The 21,573-nt window shown below is 68.4% G+C and carries 17 protein-coding genes; 6 read left to right on the top strand and 11 right to left on the bottom strand.

Features of this window, described 5'->3' with window-relative positions; translation table 11 throughout:
- Positions 1–125: 125 nt before the first annotated feature.
- Positions 126–1,088, top strand: a complete 963-nt coding sequence (locus tag CFB40_RS16205) for an ion channel (protein ID WP_089426460.1) — start codon at positions 126–128, stop codon at positions 1,086–1,088.
- A 53-nt stretch (positions 1,089–1,141) separates the two neighbouring features.
- Here CFB40_RS16205 and CFB40_RS16200 read toward each other — a convergent pair whose 3' ends face one another.
- Positions 1,142–1,756, bottom strand: coding sequence for a glutathione S-transferase family protein (locus tag CFB40_RS16200; RefSeq protein WP_089426459.1), 615 nt, complete (start codon positions 1,754–1,756; stop codon positions 1,142–1,144).
- A gap of 357 nt (positions 1,757–2,113) precedes the next feature.
- On the opposite strand from CFB40_RS16200, the gene CFB40_RS16195 reads away from it, so the two are divergent.
- Both CFB40_RS16195 and CFB40_RS16190 read left to right on the top strand, forming a co-directional pair.
- On the top strand, positions 2,114–2,671 hold the full coding sequence (locus CFB40_RS16195; protein WP_089431781.1) for a sugar O-acetyltransferase: 558 nt from the start codon (positions 2,114–2,116) through the stop codon (positions 2,669–2,671).
- Between the two features lie 2,113 nt (positions 2,672–4,784).
- Complete coding sequence (locus CFB40_RS16190; RefSeq protein ID WP_089431780.1) at positions 4,785–8,357, top strand: indolepyruvate ferredoxin oxidoreductase family protein; 3,573 nt, start codon at positions 4,785–4,787, stop codon at positions 8,355–8,357.
- A gap of 92 nt (positions 8,358–8,449) precedes the next feature.
- Here the strand turns inward: CFB40_RS16190 and CFB40_RS16185 are convergent, their stop codons facing one another.
- Positions 8,450–10,117, bottom strand: coding sequence for a Na+/H+ antiporter (locus tag CFB40_RS16185; RefSeq protein ID WP_089426456.1), 1,668 nt, complete (start codon positions 10,115–10,117; stop codon positions 8,450–8,452).
- 298 nt (positions 10,118–10,415) lie between these two features.
- On the opposite strand from CFB40_RS16185, the gene CFB40_RS16180 reads away from it, so the two are divergent.
- The 3 genes from CFB40_RS16180 to CFB40_RS38670 all read left to right on the top strand — a co-directional run bounded on the left by CFB40_RS16180 (position 10,416) and on the right by CFB40_RS38670 (position 12,776).
- Entirely contained in the window at positions 10,416–11,702 is a 1,287-nt protein-coding gene (locus CFB40_RS16180) for a sensor domain-containing phosphodiesterase (RefSeq protein ID WP_089426455.1), read from the top strand.
- An 88-nt stretch (positions 11,703–11,790) separates the two neighbouring features.
- Positions 11,791–12,516 carry a copper homeostasis protein CutC gene (locus CFB40_RS16175; protein ID WP_089431779.1) on the top strand — a complete coding sequence of 242 codons (726 nt, stop codon included), beginning with the start codon at positions 11,791–11,793 and terminating at the stop codon, positions 12,514–12,516.
- 116 nt (positions 12,517–12,632) lie between these two features.
- A complete protein-coding gene (locus tag CFB40_RS38670) occupies positions 12,633–12,776 on the top strand; it encodes a hypothetical protein (protein ID WP_179255274.1) in 144 nt (47 codons plus the stop codon).
- A gap of 51 nt (positions 12,777–12,827) precedes the next feature.
- On the opposite strand, the gene bioB is transcribed toward CFB40_RS38670, so the two are convergent.
- From bioB to can, 9 genes are all read right to left on the bottom strand, one after another.
- A complete protein-coding gene (gene bioB / locus CFB40_RS16170) occupies positions 12,828–13,850 on the bottom strand; it encodes a biotin synthase BioB (protein WP_089426453.1) in 1,023 nt (340 codons plus the stop codon).
- Between the two features lie 55 nt (positions 13,851–13,905).
- Positions 13,906–14,625 carry a dethiobiotin synthase gene (bioD, locus tag CFB40_RS16165; protein ID WP_089431778.1) on the bottom strand — a complete coding sequence of 240 codons (720 nt, stop codon included), beginning with the start codon at positions 14,623–14,625 and terminating at the stop codon, positions 13,906–13,908.
- A complete protein-coding gene (gene bioF / locus CFB40_RS16160; RefSeq protein ID WP_089431777.1) occupies positions 14,622–16,040 on the bottom strand; it encodes an 8-amino-7-oxononanoate synthase in 1,419 nt (472 codons plus the stop codon). The genes bioD and bioF overlap by 4 nt, the downstream gene beginning before the upstream one ends.
- Complete coding sequence (gene bioA / locus CFB40_RS16155; RefSeq protein ID WP_089431776.1) at positions 16,037–17,383, bottom strand: adenosylmethionine--8-amino-7-oxononanoate transaminase; 1,347 nt, start codon at positions 17,381–17,383, stop codon at positions 16,037–16,039. Before bioA ends, bioF begins: the two co-directional genes overlap by 4 nt.
- Before the next feature lie 175 nt (positions 17,384–17,558).
- Positions 17,559–17,963 carry a hypothetical protein gene (locus CFB40_RS38015; RefSeq protein WP_143329852.1) on the bottom strand — a complete coding sequence of 135 codons (405 nt, stop codon included), beginning with the start codon at positions 17,961–17,963 and terminating at the stop codon, positions 17,559–17,561.
- A 144-nt stretch (positions 17,964–18,107) separates the two neighbouring features.
- Positions 18,108–19,382, bottom strand: coding sequence for a dienelactone hydrolase family protein (locus CFB40_RS16150; RefSeq protein ID WP_089431775.1), 1,275 nt, complete (start codon positions 19,380–19,382; stop codon positions 18,108–18,110).
- A 106-nt stretch (positions 19,383–19,488) separates the two neighbouring features.
- Positions 19,489–19,926, bottom strand: a complete 438-nt coding sequence (locus tag CFB40_RS16145) for a YchJ family protein (RefSeq protein ID WP_069248996.1) — start codon at positions 19,924–19,926, stop codon at positions 19,489–19,491.
- Between the two features lie 45 nt (positions 19,927–19,971).
- Complete coding sequence (locus tag CFB40_RS16140; protein WP_089426447.1) at positions 19,972–20,649, bottom strand: SDR family oxidoreductase; 678 nt, start codon at positions 20,647–20,649, stop codon at positions 19,972–19,974.
- Between the two features lie 112 nt (positions 20,650–20,761).
- Positions 20,762–21,529, bottom strand: a complete 768-nt coding sequence (gene can, locus CFB40_RS16135; RefSeq protein ID WP_039346539.1) for a carbonate dehydratase — start codon at positions 21,527–21,529, stop codon at positions 20,762–20,764.
- Between the last annotated feature and the right edge of the window lie 44 nt (positions 21,530–21,573).

Genomic DNA, 21,573 nt, shown 5'->3' with positions numbered 1-21,573 from the left:
CGCGGCCGGCTTTTTTTGCGTCGCGCGGCCGGTGGCGCGACGGATTTCCATTCCGAACCGGTACGCATATCCGGCCGCCGCCGCGCGTGCTACGCTCATCGCCTCCCTGCTTCCGGCACCGCGCGATGAACGTCGATTCGTCCTCCCCAGCCTCCCGCGGCCGTGGCCGCAAGCTCTGGTCGGGCACCCGCCCGGTGATCGCGTACGGGATGCCGCCGCTCGGCTGGCGCGACCTCTATCACCGCGCGCTGACGGTGAGCTGGCCCGTATTCTTCCTGTCGCTCGCCGTGCTGTTCCTGCTGCTCAACGGCGCCTTTGCGACGCTCTACCTGCTTGGCCATGCGCCGATCGCGAACCAGTCGCCGGCCGGCTTCGGCGGCGCGTTCTTCTTCAGCGTCGAGACACTCGCGACCGTCGGCTACGGCGACATGCATCCGCAGACCGTCTATGCGCACCTGGTCGCGACGTTCGAGATCTTCGTCGGGATGTCGGGCATTGCGATGGCCACGGGGCTCGTGTTTGCGCGGTTTTCGCGGCCGCAGGCGAAGATCCTGTTCGCACGCTACGCGATCGTCCGGCCGTTGAACGGCAGGATGACGCTGATGGTGCGCGCCGCGAATGCGCGCCAGAACGTGATTGCCGAGGCGCAGGCGAAACTGCGGCTGATGCGTGTCGAGGGCACACACGAGGGCTATACGCTGCGCAAGATCCACGACCTGGCGCTCGTGCGCAGCGAGCATCCGATCTTCCTGCTCGGCTGGAACCTGATGCACGTGATCGACGAATCGAGCGCGCTGTTCGGCGAGACGCCCGAATCGCTTGCCGCGCGCGACGCGTCGTTGCTGATCACGATCGAAGGCTCGGACGAGACCACCGCGCAGGTGATGCAGGCGCGTCATTCCTGGGAGCATGACGAGATCCGCTGGCGTCACCGTTATGTCGACCTGATGCACGACGAAGACGGCATCACGCACATCGACTACACGCATTTTCATGAGGTGGTGCCGGTCGACACCGATACCGACGAGCGCGGCTCGCCGGGTGCGGTGGTCAATGCCGGCGCCGCGACGTCGGGCCCGGCTGCGTAGGCGTGCTCGCGGGCGGCGGGTAGCGCCGCCCCCCCGCACGACACGCGTACACGTCACGCATGCAGCAGGCGCGCCGCTTCGCGCTGTTCGATCGCGACCGCGCGGCGGAATGCGTCGCGATCCTCGGCGCGCGCGACGTAGTCGCCGAGCACGCCTTCGTGCGGCAGCAGATGCGCGTCGAAGGCGATCTTCAGCGTGCTGGCGAGCAGCAGGTCGGCCGCGGTGAAGCGGTCGCCGACGAGCCACGGACGATGGGCGAGCGCTTGCGCGAGGGCGCGCTGCACGCGCGTGATGTTGCCCCAGCCGAACGCGACCGGATTGCCCGACGCGCCGGTGAATTTTTCGGCCATCGCCGGTTCGAGGCAGGTCGGCGTGAAGAACATCCATTGGAGGAAACGGCCGCGCAGCGGATCGTCGGGCGCGACGCCGAGCCCGGCGCCGGGGCAGCGGTCGGCAAGATAGAGCAGCACGGCGCCCGATTCGGCGAACGGCACGCTGCCGTCGTCGAGCGCGGGCAGCTTGGCCATCGGGTTGACCTGCACGAACGCGTCGCTGCCCTGTTCGTGCGAACGCAGGTCGATCGGCACGAGTTCATACACCACGCCGAGTTCTTCAAGCATCCACAAGGCCCGGAATGCCCGGGTCTTCGGCCAGTAGTAGAGCTTCATCGTGCCTCCGCGTTGGGGTGCAGCTGTCGGTCCGGTGGATGCTCCAGCGTACCCGAGCAGCGGCGGTTCGGACAGGGGCGCCCGGCGAGGGGCGGCTATCCGCGTGTGATGACCCGATGCGCTGTGTGTCGGGCGTGAATCAGGCAGAAGACCGGGCAAAGCCTTATGGTACAAGGATGCACGTTGATAACTAGTTATATTTAAACTAGTTATGGATGTGACGGATATCACGGTTAGGCCGGCATCCCGCACATGGCATCACGGAGCCAGCAACGTCCGTGCACACGCCAACACGGGCATCGTTCCGCGAGCGCGGATGCATCACGAAACAGGGAATTCATGGGAGACAACTCACGCATGGCAAACGACGATCGCACCACGATCATTCCGAGAAGAACGCCGGAATCGGCGGCGATGGTGGCCGAGGTCAGGCGGGCGATGTCGATCGCCGCGCGGATCAATCGCCTGACGTTCGACGATGCCGCCGAGGTTCGCACAGTATTTGGAGAACTGATCGGCACGCAGGTGGACGACGGCTTCGTGTTGATCCCGCCGTTCCATGCGACGGGCGGCACCGGCATGAAGCTCGGGCGCAACGTGTTCATCAACCAGAACTGCACGTTCTACGATCTCGGCGGGCTCGAGATTGGCGACGACGTGATGATCGGGCCGAACGTCAGCCTCATCACGTCCGGCCATCCCGTCGAACCTTCGGGGCGGCGCGACTTCGTCGTCGCGAAGCCGATCGTGATCGGACGGAACGTCTGGATCGGCGCCGGCGCGACGATCATCGGCGGTGTGACGGTGGGGGAGAACTCGGTGGTCGCGGCCGGGGCCGTCGTCACGCGGGATGTTCCGCCGAATGTGCTGGTCGGCGGCAATCCGGCGGCGGTCATCCGGTCGATTGCCGAGTAATCCGGCTTGAGGGCGCGTGCCTGGTCGAGGCAGCCTTGTTGGACTGATGTGGATAACGCACCTCAACGGCGACTCGAAACGCTGTGCATTTGAACGGTGAGCGTGCCGCCGAGGCAGTCTGGAGGGGGCTTTCCGGTAAAGGCCCGATAGCGGCTGGCGGATGCGTGCGCCGTTTCGGTCGATGGTCGGACGAAAGTCGCGCCGCGCGATCGGTTGTGGATATCCTCACGCCGAAACGACTCGGCGCCCTGTGCGTTTCACAGGTGAGGGTCACCGGATGATACGGAAGGCATGAAGCGGGTTGTGGACAACTCGCCCGCGAAACGACGCGAAATGCTGTGGAATTCAACGGTGAGGGGCGGCGTCCGATCGGGCGATGCGCCTTTTCTGGCGCGGTTTTCCGATCTTTGCGTGGTTCGAGGCGTCGCGCATTCTAGCCGAACGCGCGCATGCGTGGCGGAACCGCGTGCGTGCCGCGACGTGAAGATCCGGTTCCGGCTGTCACCCGAAAGGCCGTGCATTTTAACGGCGAGTGCGGGTGCGTGGTCTGCAACGTGCAGATTTCGCGGCGCATCGCGGCGTTCGCAAGCGACTCGAAACGCTGCGCAATGCAGCGGCGAGCGCGAATACACGATCGGCGATCGGCAGTCGGCGGTCGGCGGTCGGCGCGGCAAGACGCGATTGTTCGGCCGGCGGTTCCGTCCGACGTGGCGTGCATGTCCGGTTCGGACGCGAGCGTGCGAGCGGGGCCAACGCGAGCCCCCGTGTGGATATCCGATCACCGAAACGACTCGCGACACTGTGCATTTCGACGGTGAGTGTTAGTACCGATCGGCCGGTGAGCCTTTTCCCGCAAGGATTCCCAGCCGGTCGCACCTTCCGCGGCGCCCATCCGTTATCGCATCGGTAGACGCGCCTGCATGTGGATATCCTGCGTCGCGGACCACTCGAAGCGCTGTGATTTTCAACGGTGAGGGTGCCCGCGTGGTTGGTCGGCAATGCCGGATCGGGCGTGGATAACCACTGTTGCAGACACTCGAAGCCCTGTGTATTTCAACGGTGAGCGCGAGCCCGCGATTGTGCCGCATGCGCGTTGCGGCGTACATGTCCGGCCGATAAACCTACTCGTGCCCAGTGTGTACTTCTGCGGAGAGTGTGAATCTGCGATTGCGCAGCATGGGGGTTCCGGCGTGCCTGTTCGGCCGATAAGCCCGCTCCCGACTCAATGCATTTCCCTGGTGAGCGCGAGCCCGCGATTGTGCGCCATTCGGGTTCCAGCGTGCTCGTCCGGCCGATAAACCCGCTCGCGACCCAAAGCATTTCCACGAAGAGTGCGAGCCCGCGATTGCCCGGCATTCGTGTACCAGTGCGCCTGTCCGGCTGATAAACCCACTCGCGACCCAACGTACTTCCACCATGAGCGCGAGTCTGCAATTGCCCGGCATGCATGTTTCTGCACGCCTTTCCAGCCGACAAACCCACTCACGACCCTGAGCATTCGAACGTTGAAGGCGAGCCGCCGATCGACACAATACGCCATCGCCGATGTGGATATCCGCAGCCGAAACCCACTCGCCGCGCTGTGAATTTCAACGGTGAGCGTCGAAGCAAGAGCCCAACGCATGCCGACAACGATGTGGACATCCCGGCCTCCACGCCACTCGAAATGCTGTGCAATCGAACGGTGAGCGCGCGAGCCCGATCGGCCGAGGGGCGCGGCGTTGTGGACATCCCGCGCCGCCGACCAATCGCAACGCTGTGCATTTCAATGGTGAGGGTCACCGCCAAGATGCGCTGAAACCCTTGCCACACGGGGCACGAGCGCCACCCGCCCCCTACCCGGAGCCACCATCGGACCGCCACACGTTTCCCCGACAAACGACCCGCCCACCCCGACGCGTGGCCCATCCCGCCCGACCGCCGTGCGCGAAAACTCTCTCAAATCCCGCCAAAAAGCTGCGCAGTTTTTCTCACAGGGGGCCCGCCCAAGCAAGATGAGAAAAAACATTCTCGGCTGCGCGCGAAAAAATAGAGCCATTCGCTGCCGCCAGTCACGCGTCGCCCGACGCCCTGCCGAGCAGCCCAGAACAGCACAATCCGGAGACATCCCCCCATGACTGCCCGCCTGCCCGTCGACGGCACGCCTGCCCTGTCCGACTACCGCCTGACCGACAACCTGACCGCGACGCGCGGCCGGATCTTCCTGACCGGCACGCAGGCGCTGGTTCGCCTGCTGCTGATGCAGCGCACGGTCGACGCCGAACAGGGGCTCAACACGGCCGGCTTCGTCAGCGGCTATCGCGGCTCGCCGCTCGGCATGGTCGACCAGCAGCTGTGGAAGGCGAAGAAACTGCTCGACGCCGGCGGCGTGCGCTTCCTGCCCGCGATCAACGAGGAACTCGGCGGCACGGCCGTGCTCGGCACGCAGCGGGTCGAGGCCGATCCGGAGCGCACGGTCGAGGGCGTGTATGCGATGTGGTACGGCAAGGGGCCGGGCGTCGATCGCGCCGGCGACGCGCTGAAGCACGGCAACGCGTACGGCTCGTCGCCGCATGGCGGCGTGCTGGTGGTGGCGGGCGACGACCACGGCTGCGTGTCGTCGTCGATGCCGCACCAGAGCGACTTCGCGATGATCGCGTGGCACATGCCGGTCGTGAACCCGGCGAACATCGCCGACATGCTCGAATTCGGCCTGTACGGCTGGGCGCTGTCGCGCTATTCGGGCGCATGGGTCGGCTTCAAGGCGATCTCGGAGACGGTCGAATCGGGTTCGACCGTCGACCTCGACGCGTTGCAGACGCAGTGGCCCGCGCCGGAAGGCTTCACGCCGCCGGCGGGCGGCCTGCACAACCGCTGGCCCGACCTGCCGAGCCTCACGATCGAGGCGCGCCTTGCCGCGAAGCTCGACGCGGTGCGCCATTTCGCGCGCACCAACAGCATCGACAAGTGGATCGCGCCGAGCGCGCAGGCGAACGTCGGCATCGTGACCTGCGGCAAGGCGCACCTCGACCTGATGGAAGCGCTGCGCCGCCTCGACCTGACGGTGGCCGATCTCGACGCGGCCGGCGTGCGGATCTACAAGGTCGGCCTGTCGTATCCGCTCGAGATGACGCGCGTCGAAACCTTCGTCGACGGGCTCGCCGAAGTGCTCGTGATCGAGGAGAAGGGTCCCGTCATCGAACAGCAGATCAAGGACTACCTGTACAACCGCACGGAAGGCGCGCGCCCGCGTGTGCTCGGCAAGCACGACGCCGCCGGCGCGTGCCTGCTGTCCGAACTCGGCGAGCTGCGCCCGTCGCGGATCCTGCCGGTGTTCGCCGACTGGCTCGCGCGCCACAAGCCGGCGCTCGACCGCCGCGAACGCGTGGTCGATCTCGTCGCGCCGCAGATCCTGTCGAACGAGGCGGACGCGGTGAAGCGCACGCCGTATTTCTGCTCGGGTTGCCCGCACAACACGTCGACGAAGGTGCCGGAAGGCTCGATCGCGCAGGCCGGCATCGGCTGCCATTTCATGGCGTCATGGATGGAGCGCGACACGACCGGCCTGATCCAGATGGGCGGCGAGGGCGTCGACTGGGCCGCGCATGCGATGTTCACCAACACGAAGCACGTGTTCCAGAACCTCGGCGACGGCACCTACTTCCACTCGGGCATCCTCGCGATCCGCCAGGCCGTGGCCGCGAAAGCGAACATCACGTACAAGATCCTCTACAACGACGCGGTCGCGATGACGGGCGGCCAGCCGGTCGACGGCAGCATCTCGGTGCCGCAGATCGCGCGGCAGGTCGAGGCGGAAGGCGTGTCGCGCTTCGTGGTCGTGTCCGACGAACCGGAGAAGTACGACGGCCATCACGGCCAGTTCCCGCCGGGCACGACGTTCCATCACCGCAGCGAACTCGACACCGTGCAGCGCGAGCTGCGCGAGACGCCGGGCGTCACCGTGCTGATCTACGACCAGACCTGCGCGGCCGAGAAGCGCCGCCGCCGCAAGAAGGGCGAATTCCCCGACCCGGACAAGCGCCTGTTCATCAACGACGCCGTGTGCGAAGGCTGCGGCGATTGCGGCGTGCAGTCGAACTGCCTGTCGGTCGAGCCGCTCGAAACACCGCTCGGCCGCAAGCGCCGCATCGACCAGTCGTCGTGCAACAAGGACTACTCGTGCGTGAACGGCTTCTGCCCGAGCTTCGTGACGGTCGAAGGCGCGGCGCTGAAGAAGGCTGCCGGTGCCGCGTTCGACGAAGCCGCGCTCGCCGCGAGGGTCGATGCGCTGCCGATGCCGGCGACGCATCTCGATGCGGCGCCGTTCGACATGCTCGTGACGGGCGTCGGCGGCACGGGTGTCGTGACGGTCGGCGCGCTGATCAGCATGGCCGCGCACCTCGAAGGCAAGAGCGCGTCGGTGCTCGACTTCATGGGCTTTGCGCAGAAGGGCGGCTCGGTGCTGTCGTTCGTGCGGATCGCGTCGAGCGACCGGTGGCTGAACCAGGTGCGCATCGACACGCAGCAGGCGGACGTGCTGCTCGCGTGCGACATGGTCGTCGGCGCGAGCGCCGAGGCGCTGCAGACGGTGCGTCACGAGCGTTCGCGGATCGTCGTCAACACGCACCGGATCCCGAACGCGTCGTTCGTGCAGAACCCCGATGCGAACCTGCATGCGGACGCGCTGCTCGAGAAGATGCGCCACGCGGCCGGCGACGGCTACCTGTCGAGCTGCGACGCGCAGGCGCTCGCCGCGAAGTTCCTCGGCGACTCGATCGGCGCGAACATCCTGATGCTCGGCTATGCATGGCAGCTCGGCCTCGTGCCGGTGTCGCTCGCGGCGATGATGCGCGCGATCGAGCTGAACAACGTCGCGGTGCCGATGAACAAGCTCGCGTTCTCGATCGGCCGGATGGCGGCCGGCGACGCGGCGGGCCTCGATGCGTTGTGGAACGCGCGTCACGCGGTGGCCGCGCATGCCGCGCCGGAGACGCTCGCCGAGCTGATCGCCGATCGCGAAGCGCGTCTCGACGCGTACGGCGGCGCACGCTATGTCGAGCGCTACCGTGCGCTCGTGAGCGCGGCGCGAGCGAAGGGCGACGACGCGCTGACGCGCGCGGTCGCGACGACGTTCTACCGGCTGCTCGCGGTGAAGGACGAATACGAGGTCGCGCGGCTGTACACGGACGACGCGTTCCGCGCGGCGCTCGAAGCGCAGTTCGAAGGCGTGCCGGGGCAGGCCTATCGCGTGAAGTTCAACCTGGCGCCGCCGACGGTCGCGAAGGCCGGCCGCGACGGCAGCGCACCGAAGAAGCGCGTGTTCGGCCAGTGGATGTGGCCGGTGTTCGGCATGCTGGCGCGCGTGCGCAGCCTGCGCGGCACGTGGCTCGATCCGTTCGGCCGCACCGTCGAGCGCAAGATGGAGCGTGCGCTCGCCGACGACTACGAGACGACGCTCGCGCGCGCGCTCGCCGCGATGACGGCCGGCAATGCGGCGCAGGTCACGCAACTGGCCGATCTGCATGCACGTGTGCGCGGCTTCGGGCACGTGAAGGTGCGCAATCTCGCGGGCGTGAAGCGCGCGGAGCGCGAACTCGCATTGCAGCTCGGCATCGAAGCGGCGACGAGCGCGGCGGTGCAGCACGCGCTCGACGAGATGAAGGGCGCGGGGATGCTGAAGGGGATTCCGGTCGTCGTCGCGAAGTAACGCGAACGCGGGCGGATATGAAAACGGCGACGCGTGTGCGTCGCCGTTTTTTATTGGGGCCACGCTGCTGCGTACAGGCAGCGGCCGGCCCTTTAGAGAATGCCTTTCTTGCGCGTCGACAGCGCGGTTTCCGACAGGTCGATCTCGCGGAGCAGCTTCGTCAGCGTCTCGTCGGAAATCTTGCTCTCGCTGCGCAGCCGGTACAGCGCGGAGCGTTCCGCGCGCACGGCCGCGATCCGCATCTGCAGTTCCATCGTTTCGGCCTGCTTCGCTTCCGCGCGCGGTGTGGGGCCGTCCTCGGCGAGCGTCGCGAGGCGGCGGCGGTACTGGTCCATCACGCGTGCGGAGATGTCCGCGCAGCGGGCGGCGCCCGATTCGTCGAGATCGACCGAGATCGCGTCGTGCGACGAGTCGATCGCGCGGATCGCGGCCTGCGCGGCGGCCGCGCGCGCGGCGCGTTCCTCGTCGCCGAGCGGGCTGCGCGACGAACGCACGCCGCGCAGCAGCAGCGGCAGGCCGACCACCGCGACGACGAGCGAGCCGAGGATCACGGCCGACGCGACGAAGATCGCCGTGTCGCGGCCCGGCAGCGGCACGCCGTCGGACAGCGCGACCGGAATCGACAGCACGCCGGCGAGCGTGACCGCGCCGCGCACGCCGCCGACCGTCATCACCGCGATCGTGCGCACGCCGGCCATCGTGCCCGCGAGGCCGTGGCGCGCGGCGCGACGGCTCGCGAACCAGCGCAGCAGCCAGACCCACAGGAAGCGGATCGCATACAGCGCGAGCATCATCGCGCAGACGTTGAAGATCATCCGGCCGACGAGCGCGTCGCTCGTGTGGTGCGCGTCGACGAGCGTGCGGCCGATGATGTGCGGCAGCTGCAGCCCGAGCATGATGAACACCATGCCGTTGAACACGAACTCGATCATCGCCCACGTGCTTTCGGCGCGCACGCGCGACGCGACGGTGCTTTTACGCGAGAAGCTCGTGTAGTTCATCATCATCCCGGCCGACACGGCCGCCAGCACGCCCGACAGGTCGAGGTGCTCGGCGAACAGGTAGGCCGCGAACGGCACGAGCAGCGTCATCACGATGCCGGGGGCCGGATCGCCTTCCTGCTCGGCATTCAGGAAGCGCGTCGACAGCGCGCTGAACGCCCACGACACGAGCGCGCCCGTCGCGAGCCCGCCGGCCGCGACGATCACGAACGTCACCGACGCGTCGCGCAGCGAGAACATGCCCGTCAGCGCGGCCGCGATCGCGAATTTCAGCGCGACGAGGCCGGACGCGTCGTTCATCAGCGCCTCGCCTTCGAGGATGTGCATCAGTTGCGGCGGGATCCGGCCCTTTCCGGCGATGCCGGACAGCGCGACCGCGTCGGTCGGCGACAGCACGGCCGCGAGCGCGAACGCGATCGGCAGCGGCAACTCGGGTATCAGCCAGTGCGCGAAGTAGCCCACTGCGAGTACCGTCATGAACACGAGCCCGAATGCGAGCATCAGGATCGCGCGGCGCTGCAGGTACAGCTCGCGCTTCGGAATCCGCCAGCCGTCCGCGAACAGCAGCGGCGGAATGAACAGCAGCATGAAGATTTCGGGATCGAACGTGACGTGCAGGTTCAGCTTCGGCCACGCGAGCATCGCGCCGAACGCGATCTGCATCAGCGGCAACGGCAGTTGGAACGGCAGGTTGCGAGTGACGGCGCCGGACAGCGCGACGGTCAGCAGCAGGATCAGGACGGTGAAGACGATTTCCATCGATACGGCGAATACGGGGAATGAAACGATCGTACGGAGTGTAGCGTGCTGGCGTGACGGGTGCGTTCGAGCGGCCGGTGCGCGTGCACGAAAACGGTGCGCGCGACCTGCGCCGGGATGGTGCGGCAACCCGGCGCGAGCCGTGCGGCGCACGGGCTGTCGGCGCCTTGCACGGAGCTTGCTTGAGGTTCGGCAGCCGTCCGGCGTCGACCGGGCAACCGAGGGTCCAACCAATGACATTGCACGCGCCGCTCGCTTCGTCGGGCGCCGCGTTCGAAGGCAATCCCAGGAGGAAGGCATGACGATCGTGCAACAGGAGCGTCCGGCCGCCGCGTCGCCGTACCGGTTCGAGCGGGAGGTGAGTTCCGGCTTCGAACGTCTGGCGACGCAGCACCGCGACATGACGCTCACGACCGTGTTCCAGCCGATTTTCAGCCTGTCGCACCAGCGTGCGGTGGGCTACGAGGCGCTGCTGCGCGCGCACGATGCGCTCGATCGCGCGGTGTCGCCGCTCGACGTGTTCGGCGAAGCCGCGCGCCGGGGCGAGCTGCTGCAGCTCGACCGGCTCGCGCAGGCGCTGCATCTCGAGAACTTCGCGCTGCTCGGCGCCGAGCGCGAGTGGCTGTTCCTCAACGTGCATCCGGGCGTGCTCACCGACCCGTTCCAGGCAGCCGCGCTGCTCGCGAACCTGAAGCGGCTCGGCATGCCGCCGCGCCGCGTCGTGCTCGAAGTGCTCGAGCAGCGCGCGGAAGACGTCGAGCGGCTTGCCGAGGCCGTGCGCGAATTCCGCACGCACGGCTTCCTGATCGCGCTCGACGATTTCGGCGCGGGTCACTCGAACCTCGAGCGGATCTGGCAACTGAACCCGGACATCGTGAAGCTCGACCGGATCATGCTGTCGCACGCGGCGCATCGCACGGGGCTCACCGCGATCCTGCACGGGCTCGTGACGCTGCTGCACGAGGCCGGCAAGCTGGTGCTCGTCGAGGGCATCGAGACCGAGCACGAGGCGCAGATCGCGCTGTCCTGCGAGGCCGATTTCGTGCAGGGCTATTACTTCGGCCGGCCGGCGCCGGGGCTGCCGGACAGCGCGGCCGCGACGGGCTGCATCGGCGAGCTGACCGAGCGCTTCCGGCAGCAGACCGACGCGCGCGAACGGCGCGATGCGCAGCGGCTCGCGCCGTACCTGCGCGCGTTCGAACGTGCAGCCGAGCGTCTCGCGGCCGGCGAGCCGCTCGACGAGGTGTGCTGGAACTTCCTCGCGCTCGACGCGGCCGCGCGCTGCTTCCTGCTCGACGCGCACGGCCGCCAGTCGGGCCGCAACGTCGTGCTGCGCGCCGACCGCGCGCTCGCCGAGGCGCGCTTCTCGCCGCTGGCGGACGCGCAGGGCGCGAACTGGCTGCGCCGGCCGTATTTCCGCTCGGCGATCGCCGAGCCGGGGCGCGTGCAGGTCACGCGGCCGTACCTGTCGATCAACGAGGCGCAGCCGTGCGTGACGCTGTCGGTGGCCGTGCGCATCGGCGACGCGCAGCGCGTGCTGTGCGGCGATATCGACTGGCGCGACGACGAGGCGGACGCCGGCTAGCGCCGCGCGCATCGCGGGCGGCACGCTGGCGTCCGTCACGCGGCTCGGCTAGGATGCGCGAATTGTCCTGACGATTCGCGGGCCGCCCATGAACCGAAACGCCGCCTCCTCCGTTCTCCTCGAAGTGATCGCCACGACCGTCGGCGATGCGAAGGCCGCCGCCCGCGCGGGCGCCGACCGCCTCGAACTCGTGACCGCGATCACCGAAGGCGGGCTGACGCCGAGCGTCGGCCTGATCGAAGCCGTCGTGGCCGCCGTGCCGATTCCCGTCAACGTGATCGTGCGACCGCACAGCCGGTCGTTCGTCTATGACGCCGACGATCTCCGCGTGATCGAACGCGACGTGCGCGCAGCCGTCGCGGCCGGGGCGAACGGCGTCGTGTTCGGCGCGCTCGACGCACGCGGCGACGTCGATCTCGGCGCGCTGGCGCGCATCGCGGCCGCGGCGGACGGCCGCGCACTGACCTTCCACCGCGCGTTCGACGTGTCGCGCGACCTCAACGCCGCCTTCGACGCGCTGCTGCGCGTGCCGGCCGTCACGTCGGTGCTGACGTCGGGCGGCCATCCGTCGGTGCTCGACGCGGTTGCGACGATCACGCGGCTCGCGCGGCAGGCGGCAGGCTCGACCTGCACGGTGCTGGCCGGCTCGGGGCTCACGGTCGATGCGGTCGGCGATTTCGTCCGCGCGACCGGCGTGCGCGCGGTGCATTTCGGCTCGGGGGTGCGGCCGCGCGGCGAGGTGCTGGCGCCGGTCGATCAATCGCTCGTCGAGCGCGTGCGCGCGGCGATCGACGGCGCGGCGGCACACGTGTGATGCACATGGCGCACGGCAGCGGCCGCTGCCGTACGCGCGGATACGACACACCGGTGCGCCATCCGGAAGGGCCGGCCACATGACGGGGGCGTCACCCGACACGCAGGACGGCGCAGATGACAGCGCACGCGTCGATCCGGTGCAGGCGCAGCGGCGCTGCCGGCGAGCATGCGGTCGACGGGCTCGACGGCGTGCGCTGGCGGGTCGGGAAGACCGTGATTCGCGACGCGCAGGGCAACGCGGTGCAGACGATCGGGTGAAAAAAAGCCGGGGCATGCCCCGGCTTTTTCGTGGGTACGCGATGCTGCCGCTTACGCGTTCGCCGTCATCGCGTCCGCGTCGCTCGAACGGATCCCGAGGCGTTCGAACAGCGCGCGGTCCTTCTGCGACTGCGGGTTGCTCGTCGTCAGCAGCTGGTCGCCGTAGAACATCGAGTTCGCGCCGGCGAGGAAGCACAGCGCCTGCAGCCCGTCGTCGAGCTGCTCGCGGCCGGCCGACAGGCGCACCACGGCCTTCGGCATCGTGATCCGCGCCACCGCGATCGTGCGCACGAATTCGAACGGGTCGAGCGGTGCGGTGCCTTCGAGCGGCGTGCCTTCGATCGCGACGAGGTTGTTGATCGGCACCGAATCCGGATACGGATTCAGGTTCGCGAGCTGCGAGATCAGGCCCGCGCGTTCGCGGCGCGATTCGCCCATGCCGATGATGCCGCCGCAGCACACGTTGATGCCCGCGTCACGCACGCGGTCGAGCGTGTCGAGGCGATCCTGGTAGGTGCGCGTCGAGATCACCTGGCCGTAGAACTCCGGCGACGTGTCGAGGTTGTGGTTGTAGTAGTCGAGGCCCGCGCTCGCGAGTTCCTGCGCCTGCTCGTCTTCCAGCATGCCGAGCGTCATGCAGGTCTCGAGGCCGAGTTCCTTCACGCCGCGCACCATCTCGGTCAGCGCCGGCATGTGGCGCTCCTTCGGGTTGCGCCACGCGGCGCCCATGCAGAAGCGGCTCGCGCCGTTCGCCTTCGCCGCGCGTGCGGCGTCGAGCACCGCGTCGACGTCCATCAGCTTCTCGGCCTTCAGGCCCGTGTCGTGGTGCGACGACTGCGAGCAGTAGCCGCAATCTTCCTCGCAGCCGCCCGTCTTGATCGACAGCAGCGTCGACAGCTGCACCGCGTTCGCGTCGAAGTGCTCGCGGTGCACCTGTTGCGCGCGGAAGAGCAGGTCGTTGAACGGCAGCTCGAACAGCGCGACGACGTCGGCGACGCGCCAGCGCTGCGAAACCGGAGCGGCCACGGGAATCGCGTCGGGTTGCATGGTGGCGGCGGTCTGGGCTTGGGTCATATCGTTTTCCTGTCCTGGTCGGGGATGAGGGATCGGGGGGATCTGTTTCGGTTGGTCAATGCTGCGCGGTGCGCAGCGTCTCGACGAGCGTGGCGATGTCGAGCATCGCCGCGGCGGATTCGGGGGCGGCCGGGCTCAGGTGCGGAATGCGACCGAGCAGCGGCGCGCCATGCTCGCGCGCGAGCCAGTCGCGCATCGTCGCGATGTTTTCATCGGGGAACGACATCGCCGGGTCGACGTGGTTCGCAACCCAGCCGGCGAGTTTGAGGCCGCGTGCGGCGATCGCGTCGGCGGTGAGCAGCGCGTGGTTGATGCAGCCGAGCCGCACGCCGACCACGAGCACGACCGGCACGCCGAGCGCGACCGCGAGATCGGCCATGTCCTGCGTGTCGTTCATCGGCACGCGGAAGCCGCCGGCGCCTTCGACGACGACGATCTCCGCGCGCGTCAGCGCTTCGCGATGGCACGCGACGATCGTGTCGATGTCGAGCGTCACGCCTTCCTGCGCGGCGACGATATGCGGCGCGGCCGGCGCCTTCAGCAGGAACGGCGTGCGCAGCTCGGGGGGCAGCACGACGTTCGCGGCCGCGTCGAGCTGGTCGGCGTCCTCGTTGCGCCACACGCCGTCGCGTTCATACGCGCCGGCCGCGACGGGTTTCAGCGCGGCCGCGCACAGGCCATGCCGCGCGAAGCCGTGCAGCATCGCGGCTGAGACGAAGGTCTTGCCGATTTCGGTGTCGGTGCCGGTAACGAACAGCGAGAGCGGGGCGGTCATGCCGCAGTCTCCCGCCGGGCCGCCCCAAGGGAGGCTGCAGCCCCCTCGGGGGGAGCCGTGCATGGGACCGGAGTAAGCGCTGAAGCGCCAACTCCGGTCGACAGCGAACGAAGTGAGCGTGGGGGCTGTTCTGCCTCCTGCGCGGCCTGCGCCTCACTGGCTTCGATCAGCGCGGCTTCGAGCCGCGCGAGATCGTCGAACGAATGCGCGGCCGACAGCGACACGCGCAGCCGCGACGTGCCGACGGGCACCGTCGGCGGCCGGATCGCGGGCACCCACAGGCCGTGCGCATCGAGCGCGCGCATCGCCGCGAGCGTCGCGTCGTTGCTGCCGATCACGAGCGGCTGCACGGCCGTGTGCGAATCGACCGGCTGCCAGCGCGTGTTGCGCAGCAGCGCGCGCGTGCGGTCGATCAGCGCGGCGAGATGCGCGCGACGCGCGTCGCCTTCGTCGCCCGCGATCACCTTCAGGCTGGCCGATACCGCGTGCGCGACGGCCGGCGGCGCGGCCGTCGTGAAGATGTAGCTGCGCGCGCGCTGGATCATCCATTCGATCACGGTCTCGTGCGCGATCACGAACGCGCCCGCGACGCCGGCGGCCTTGCCGAGCGTGCCGACGTATACGAGATGCGGCGAGCGCAGCGCGGCGGCCGCGAGCGCGCCGCGGCCTTGCGGGCCGAGCACGCCGAAGCCGTGCGCATCGTCGACGACGAGCCACGCGCCGTGGCGTTCGGCCAGCGCGACGAGTTCGTCGAGCGGCGCGATGTCGCCATCCATGCTGAACACCGTGTCGCTGACGATCAGCTTCGTTTCGGCATCCGATGCGTCGAGCAACGCGGCGAGCGCGGCCGTGTCCGCATGCGGATAGACCTGCACGTTCGCGCGCGACAGCCGCATGCCGTCGATCAGCGACGCGTGGTTCAGCGCGTCGGAGAAGATCGTCGCGCCTTTGCCGGTGAGCGCCGTCATCGCGGCGAGGTTCGCCATGTAGCCGGTGCTGAAGTACAGCGCGCGCGGCGCGTCGGAGAAGCCGCCCGAGAAGGCCGCGAGTTCTTCTTCGAGCGTCGCGTGCGCACGCGAATGGCCGCCGAGCAGGTGTGAGCCGCCGCTGCCGGAGCCGTAGCGCTGCGCGCCTTCGGCGAACGCGGCGACGAGCGCCGGATGCGCGGCGAGGCCGAGATAGTCGTTGCTCGCGAAGCCGATGATCTCGCGACCGTCGACGGTCATGCGCGCATCGCACGCGGTGTCGGCGGTGCGGCGCACGCGGCGCAGCCCTTGCGCGTCGAGCGCGGCGAGGCCGCGTTGCAGGGTATCGAGCAGAGGGTTCGTCGCTGCCTCCCGCCGGGCCGCCCCAAGGGAGGCAGCCGCCCCCTCGGGGGGCAGTGAACGAAGTGAGCGTGGGGGCTGTTGTGTCATCCGGTGATCTCCGCGAGCGTTGCATCGAGCGTGTCGCGCGTGCTTTGCGCGAGCCAAGCGATGTCGTCGTCGCTCATCACGTACGGCGGCATCAGGTACACGGTCGTGCCGATCGGGCGCAGCAGCAGCTCGCGTTCCAGCGCGCGCTCGAAGAAGCGACGCGAGAAGCCGCGCGCCGCGTCGCCGTCGAGCGCGACGTCGAACGCGAACAGCGTGCCGCGCTCGCGCAGGTGCCGTACCTGCGGGTGCGCATCGAGCGGCGCGAGCGCGGCGCGCAGCGTCGCCGACTTGCGGGCATTGGCTGCGAGCACGTCGTCGCGCTCGAACAGGTCGAGCGTCGCGACCGCCGCGCGGCACGCGAGCGGGTTGCCCGTGTACGAATGCGAGTGCAGGAAGCCGCGCGTCGTGTCGTCGTCGTAGAACGCGGCGAACACGTCATCGCGCGTGAGCACGAGCGACAGCGGCAGGTAGCCGCCGCTGATGCCTTTCGACAGGCACAGGAAATCGGGCCACACGCCGGCCTGCTCGCACGCGAAGAAAGTGCCGGTGCGGCCGCAGCCGACCGCGATCTCGTCGGCGATCAGGTGCACGCCGAATTCGTCGCACAGCGTGCGCAGCCCGCGGACGTACGACGGATCGTGCATTGCCATGCCGGCCGCGCACTGCACGAGCGGCTCGACGATCAGCGCGGCGATCCGGTCGCCGCGCTCGACGAACAGGCGCCGCACGTCCGCAAGCGCGCGGCCCGCGACGTCGGCGGCCGTTTCGCCCGGCAGCGCGCCGCGTGCGTCGGGTGACGCGACGACGTGCGCATGGCGGATCAGCGGGTCGTACGCGTCCTTGAACAGCGCGACGTCGGTCACGCCGAGCGCGCCGATCGTCTCGCCGTGATAGCTGTTGGCGACGCAGACGAATTCCTGCTTGTTCGCGCAGCCGCGGTTGCGCCACGCGTGGAAGCTCATCTTCAGCGCGATCTCGACCGCCGACGCACCGTCCGACGCGAAGAACGCATGGCCGAGCGTGCGCTGGGTCAGCGCGTGCAGCCGCTCCGCGAGTTCGATCGCGGGCTCGTGCGTGCAGCCGGCGAGCATCGCGTGCTCGAGCGTGTCGAGCTGGTTCTTCAGCGCCGCGTTGATGTCCGGGTTCGCATGGCCGAACAGGTTGACCCACCACGAGCTGATCGCGTCGAAGTAGCGGCGGCCGTCACGGTCGTACAGCCACAGGCCCGCGCCGCGCGCGACGGGGATCAGCGGCAGGCGCTCGTGATGCTTCATCTGGGTGCAGGGATGCCAGACCGCGCGCAGGCTGCGCGCGACCCAGTCGTCGGTGGCTGGCGTACTCAAGGCGACTCCGGGGGATAAAACGGCTGCGCGGCATCGACGGGATGCCGCGCGGCGGGACACGAAACGCGCTGAGATTAGCGTGTTCCGCGACCCGTTGCACTACCGGTTACAAACACCGCAAAGCCTTGCCGGGCGGGAGTTCGACGCAGATCGGGGCGGCTCGGGACGGTACAGTTCAGATATCCCGAAATGACCGCAGATGACGGCGTTCGAGTGAGGCCCCCCAACTGAAAAAAATCGTGGGGCGGATGGGGCGTGACGGCGCAGAAATATGGGGAATGATGAAATGGGTGGTTTGTGGCGACACGGGGAGATCGAATGATCCAGCGTCGCGCGTTGCCCGATCAGGCCGGCGGGTGACCAATCGCGTCGAGATACCGAAGCCACTGCCCCAGGGCGACGCCAGGATCGCCTTTCTCGACGCCTCGTTTTGCTGAACGCGGCGCGAAACGCGCAGACGGGCGAGCGCTTCGCCAACGAGGGCGGCTTCCGCGAGAACGGTTGGGCCGGCGGCGGCTTGATTAACCTTCATGTTCGTAAAATCGATCGTTATGTCGACAGGGATCGAAATAACGATCACGGCTACATGAATTCAAGCTGGATGCTCGTAAAAACGAGCGTTCCCCGGATTGCGCTCGATTTTACGAGCACGAGCGAGGCGTGAAGTGAGGCGCTGAGATGGCCTCGGCGTGACGGGCGAGGGGAGGGAAATGACGGACTTGCGTCAGCGCGAAGCCAGCGCCGGCGTGCCGGTGTCGCGTGCGTTGCCGTCGTCGTTGTCGGCCGTCTGCGTCGCGTCGTTCCACACGACCCGGTCGTTGACCGCATACAGCCGGCACGAACCTGCGCCCTGCTTCGAGCAGTTGTCGAGCGCGAGCGCCATCGGATCGTCGCCGCCTTCGGCCCACGACCACGCGCCTTCCGACGACACCGCGAACGCGCGGCTCGGATGCTGGTTCAGGAAGCGGCGGTAGCCTTCACGGCCGGCTTCGTCGACATACGGCACGGCGTTGACCGCGTCGATCGACGCATAGCCGCTCGCCTTCGGCTCGTGCGGGTTCGCGACCGCGTAGCGCACCGACGTCGGCAGGTTCAGCTGCGCGAGGAACGCGTTGACGGCCGGCCACCACACGGGCACGCCGTCGCGATCGACGATCAGCCGGTGCGCGTCGTCCTTGTAGCGGCCGAAATCGATGAACTGGGCCTGCGTGCCATGCGAAACGTACGCGTCGTGCATTTGCGCGACGAGCCCGGGCGTCCACACCGAGTCGTTGTCGCCATACAGCCACAGCGACCGCACGGCCGTATGGGCGCCGTACTGGTCGAACGCATCGACGAGGTTTTTCTGCCAGCCGTCGCAGAGGTCCTGGCGCAGCCCGCCGGAGAAGTTGATGATGCCGCGCACGCCCGGTGCGGCTTCGGTGCCGTACGCGACCGATACGAGGCCGCCGTGCGACGTGCCGGCGACGACGATGCGCGACGCATCGACGTACGACTGGTGCGACATGTAGCGCACCGTCGCGTCGACGTCGGCCGCCTGCGCGAGGCCGTTCTTGCCGACGTTGCAGCCTTCCTGCTGGTACGTGCCGTCCGAGCCCGCGAAGCCCTGGCGGTTCGGCGCGATCACCGCATAGCCGCGGCGCACGAATTCGCGCGCGAACGCGAGCGGCCGGCTGCGCGGCTGCTGATGGAGATCGCCGGTGTTCTTGCCGTGGTTGAAGACGACGAGCGGGAACGGGCCGGGCCCGTTCGGCTTGAAGAGCGTGGCCTCGAGCGTGACGGCGCCCGATGCGTCGGCCGGAATGCGGAGGATCTGTTCGTTCAGGTCGGCGGCGACCTGCGGCAGGTTCGAATCGGCGTAGTCGAAGCGTTCGGCGTGGGCGAGCGACCCGCTGGCGCCGGCACCCGTCCCCGTATTGGCGTTCGGCAGCGTACCGGCCTGAGCGGCCGACAGCGCACACGCCGCCATCCATCCCACCAATCCCTTGCTGAACGCCATTCGTAAGCCCTGCCATGCAACATGACCAATTCGAGGTCATCGTAGCCGGACAAAATGGGGTTGTGCAATGCGGGAATTACCCGGCGTCTGACACAGCAACTATTTGTCAACGTTCACTGACTTCGCCGTCGACGTAGCGCCAGAAACCCTGTTCGTCGCGCTCGAAACGGCTCGTCTCGTGGAGCCGGTAAGCGCGTCCGCCAACCTTGTAGCGGGCCACGAACTCGACCTCCGCGTGGCGCTCGTCGAGCGGCGCGTGGCGTTTGACCGCGAGGCCGAGCCAGCGCGGCGCGTCGGGCGCTTCGGGGTCGGTATCGAGATCGGGCGGGCAGGTGCGTGCGGCCCAGGTCGCGCGCAGGTAGTCGGTCGCGCCGAGCACGTACGCGCTGTACCGCGAGCGCATCAACTCGAGCGCGGTCGGCGCGGCTTCGCCGCCGTCGATGAAGCGGCCGCAGCAGGCCGCATAGCGGGGCGCCGGCGCTTTGCCGGCGGGAGCGGGGGACGCGCCGCCGCACGGGCACGCGTCAGGTCGGTTCAAAATCATGCGAAACAGGAATTAACGACGCTAGGTTGTCGGCTGCCTACCAGTTCACCAGCTCAGCTCGATACCGTCGTACTGGAAGAAACGGCCGTTTGCCTGCGATACGTCCGCGCCGGATTCGGCGATCACGCGGCGCATGCCGGCCACGCTGGTTTCCGGGTCGATCGCGGCCTGCGCGCCGCCCATGTCGGTGCGCACCCAGCCGGGATGGAGCGAAATGCACGCGGCGTGGCGCGTCTGCAGCGACGCGATGCGCAGCGCGTCGTTCAGCGCGGCCTTGCTCGCGCGGTACAGCCAGCCGGTCGTGCCGGTCGCCTCGGCGATGCTGCCCATCCGGCTCGACACGACGGCCAGCACGCCGCGCGCGTCCTCGACGAGCGGCAGCACGATCGGCAGCAACTGCATCGGCCCGCGCACGTTCGTATGCATCACCGCGTCGAAATCCTCGGCGGTGACCGTCTCGACCCCCTCGGTGCGCGGCCCGTACACCCCCGACACCAGCACGGCCGCATCGAGCCGCTCGCCGTCGAGCTTCCAGCCGAGCGCCGCGATCTGCTCGGGCTGCGTGATGTCGAGCGCATGGGCCTGCGCGCCGAGCGCGCGCAGCGCGTCGAGCGACGCGTCGTCGCGCGCGGTGGCGATCACGTTCCAGCCGTCGCGCCGGTATTGGCGGACGAATTCGCGGCCGAGGCCGCGCGATGCACCGACGATCAATGCGGTTTTCATGCCCGTCGCTCCTTTGCTTGGCGCCGCCGTGGCAGCAGTGCCGGGGTCAGATCCGTTCGATGGGTGGCGCAGCGGCACGCCAGCGTAGCGATCCGCTGCGCTGGCTAGCGCGTTACTTTGCGTCGTCGCACGGCTTCAGCGTGGCGGCGACCGCCTGCGCGACGCCTTCGAGCCGTGCGGCGTCCGCCGCGATCATGTCGTTGTCCGGGGCATGCTCGCCGCCAGCGACGAGCGCGGCCACGCAGCGCTTGTAGGTCTCGTCGAGCGCGTCGAAGCTCGACACGGCCATCCCGAGGTTGCGCATCCGGCCGTCATGCACGCCGTACACGAGCCCGTGCACGGTGAGCGACTGGCCGCGCGCCCACGCGTCGTTGACGATCGTCGTGCGGCACACGTTGACGACCTGCTCGATCGCGTTCAGCTCGATCAGGCGGCGATAGCGCGCTTCGCCCACCGGCCATGCGTCGAGCAGCGCCGTGTGGCGTTCGCGCACGTCCTGCACGTGATGCAGCCAGTTGTCGGCGAGGCCGACGCGGCGGTTGAGCAGGGCGGCGTTCACGCCCGAGCAGCCGTAGTGGCCGACCACCATGATGTGCTTCACGCGCAGGATGTCGACCGCGAACTGGATCACCGACAGGCAGTTCAGGTCGCTGTGCACGACCACGTTCGCGATATTGCGGTGGACGAACACTTCGCCCGGCGGCAGGCCGATGATCTCGTTCGCGGGTACGCGCGAATCCGAGCAGCCGATCCACAGATATTCCGGCGCCTGCTGGTGGGCGAGACGCGCGAAGAACTGCGGGTCGTCCTCGAGCTTGTGCTTGACCCAGGCGTCGTTGTTGTCGAACAGGTGTGAAAGCGGATTGTCTTGGGGGTTCATCGATGTGGATTCCGTTGACGGAAATCGGGTCGCAATCGGTGCGG

Source organism: Burkholderia sp. AU31652, from assembly GCF_002223155.1.
Lineage (GTDB): Bacteria > Pseudomonadota > Gammaproteobacteria > Burkholderiales > Burkholderiaceae > Burkholderia.
This window is presented reverse-complemented; position numbering and strand designations above follow the sequence as displayed.

Bases quoted from the DNA above. Each gene is read 5' to 3' on its own strand.
- CFB40_RS16145 (WP_069248996.1), bottom strand. From the start codon at position 19,926: ATGATTTTGAACCGACCTGACGCGTGCCCGTGCGGCGGCGCGTCCCCC.
- bioD (WP_089431778.1), bottom strand. From the start codon at position 14,625: ATGACCGCCCCGCTCTCGCTGTTCGTTACCGGCACCGACACCGAAATC.
- CFB40_RS16175 (WP_089431779.1), top strand. From the start codon at position 11,791: ATGAACCGAAACGCCGCCTCCTCCGTTCTCCTCGAAGTGATCGCCACG.
- bioF (WP_089431777.1), bottom strand. From the start codon at position 16,040: ATGACACAACAGCCCCCACGCTCACTTCGTTCACTGCCCCCCGAGGGG.
- CFB40_RS16190 (WP_089431780.1), top strand. From the start codon at position 4,785: ATGACTGCCCGCCTGCCCGTCGACGGCACGCCTGCCCTGTCCGACTAC.
- CFB40_RS16205 (WP_089426460.1), top strand. From the start codon at position 126: ATGAACGTCGATTCGTCCTCCCCAGCCTCCCGCGGCCGTGGCCGCAAG.
- bioB (WP_089426453.1), bottom strand. From the start codon at position 13,850: ATGACCCAAGCCCAGACCGCCGCCACCATGCAACCCGACGCGATTCCC.
- CFB40_RS38670 (WP_179255274.1), top strand. From the start codon at position 12,633: ATGACAGCGCACGCGTCGATCCGGTGCAGGCGCAGCGGCGCTGCCGGC.
- can (WP_039346539.1), bottom strand. From the start codon at position 21,529: ATGAACCCCCAAGACAATCCGCTTTCACACCTGTTCGACAACAACGAC.
- CFB40_RS16180 (WP_089426455.1), top strand. From the start codon at position 10,416: ATGACGATCGTGCAACAGGAGCGTCCGGCCGCCGCGTCGCCGTACCGG.
- CFB40_RS16185 (WP_089426456.1), bottom strand. From the start codon at position 10,117: ATGGAAATCGTCTTCACCGTCCTGATCCTGCTGCTGACCGTCGCGCTG.
- CFB40_RS16140 (WP_089426447.1), bottom strand. From the start codon at position 20,649: ATGAAAACCGCATTGATCGTCGGTGCATCGCGCGGCCTCGGCCGCGAA.
- CFB40_RS16200 (WP_089426459.1), bottom strand. From the start codon at position 1,756: ATGAAGCTCTACTACTGGCCGAAGACCCGGGCATTCCGGGCCTTGTGG.
- CFB40_RS16195 (WP_089431781.1), top strand. From the start codon at position 2,114: ATGGCAAACGACGATCGCACCACGATCATTCCGAGAAGAACGCCGGAA.
- CFB40_RS16150 (WP_089431775.1), bottom strand. From the start codon at position 19,382: ATGGCGTTCAGCAAGGGATTGGTGGGATGGATGGCGGCGTGTGCGCTG.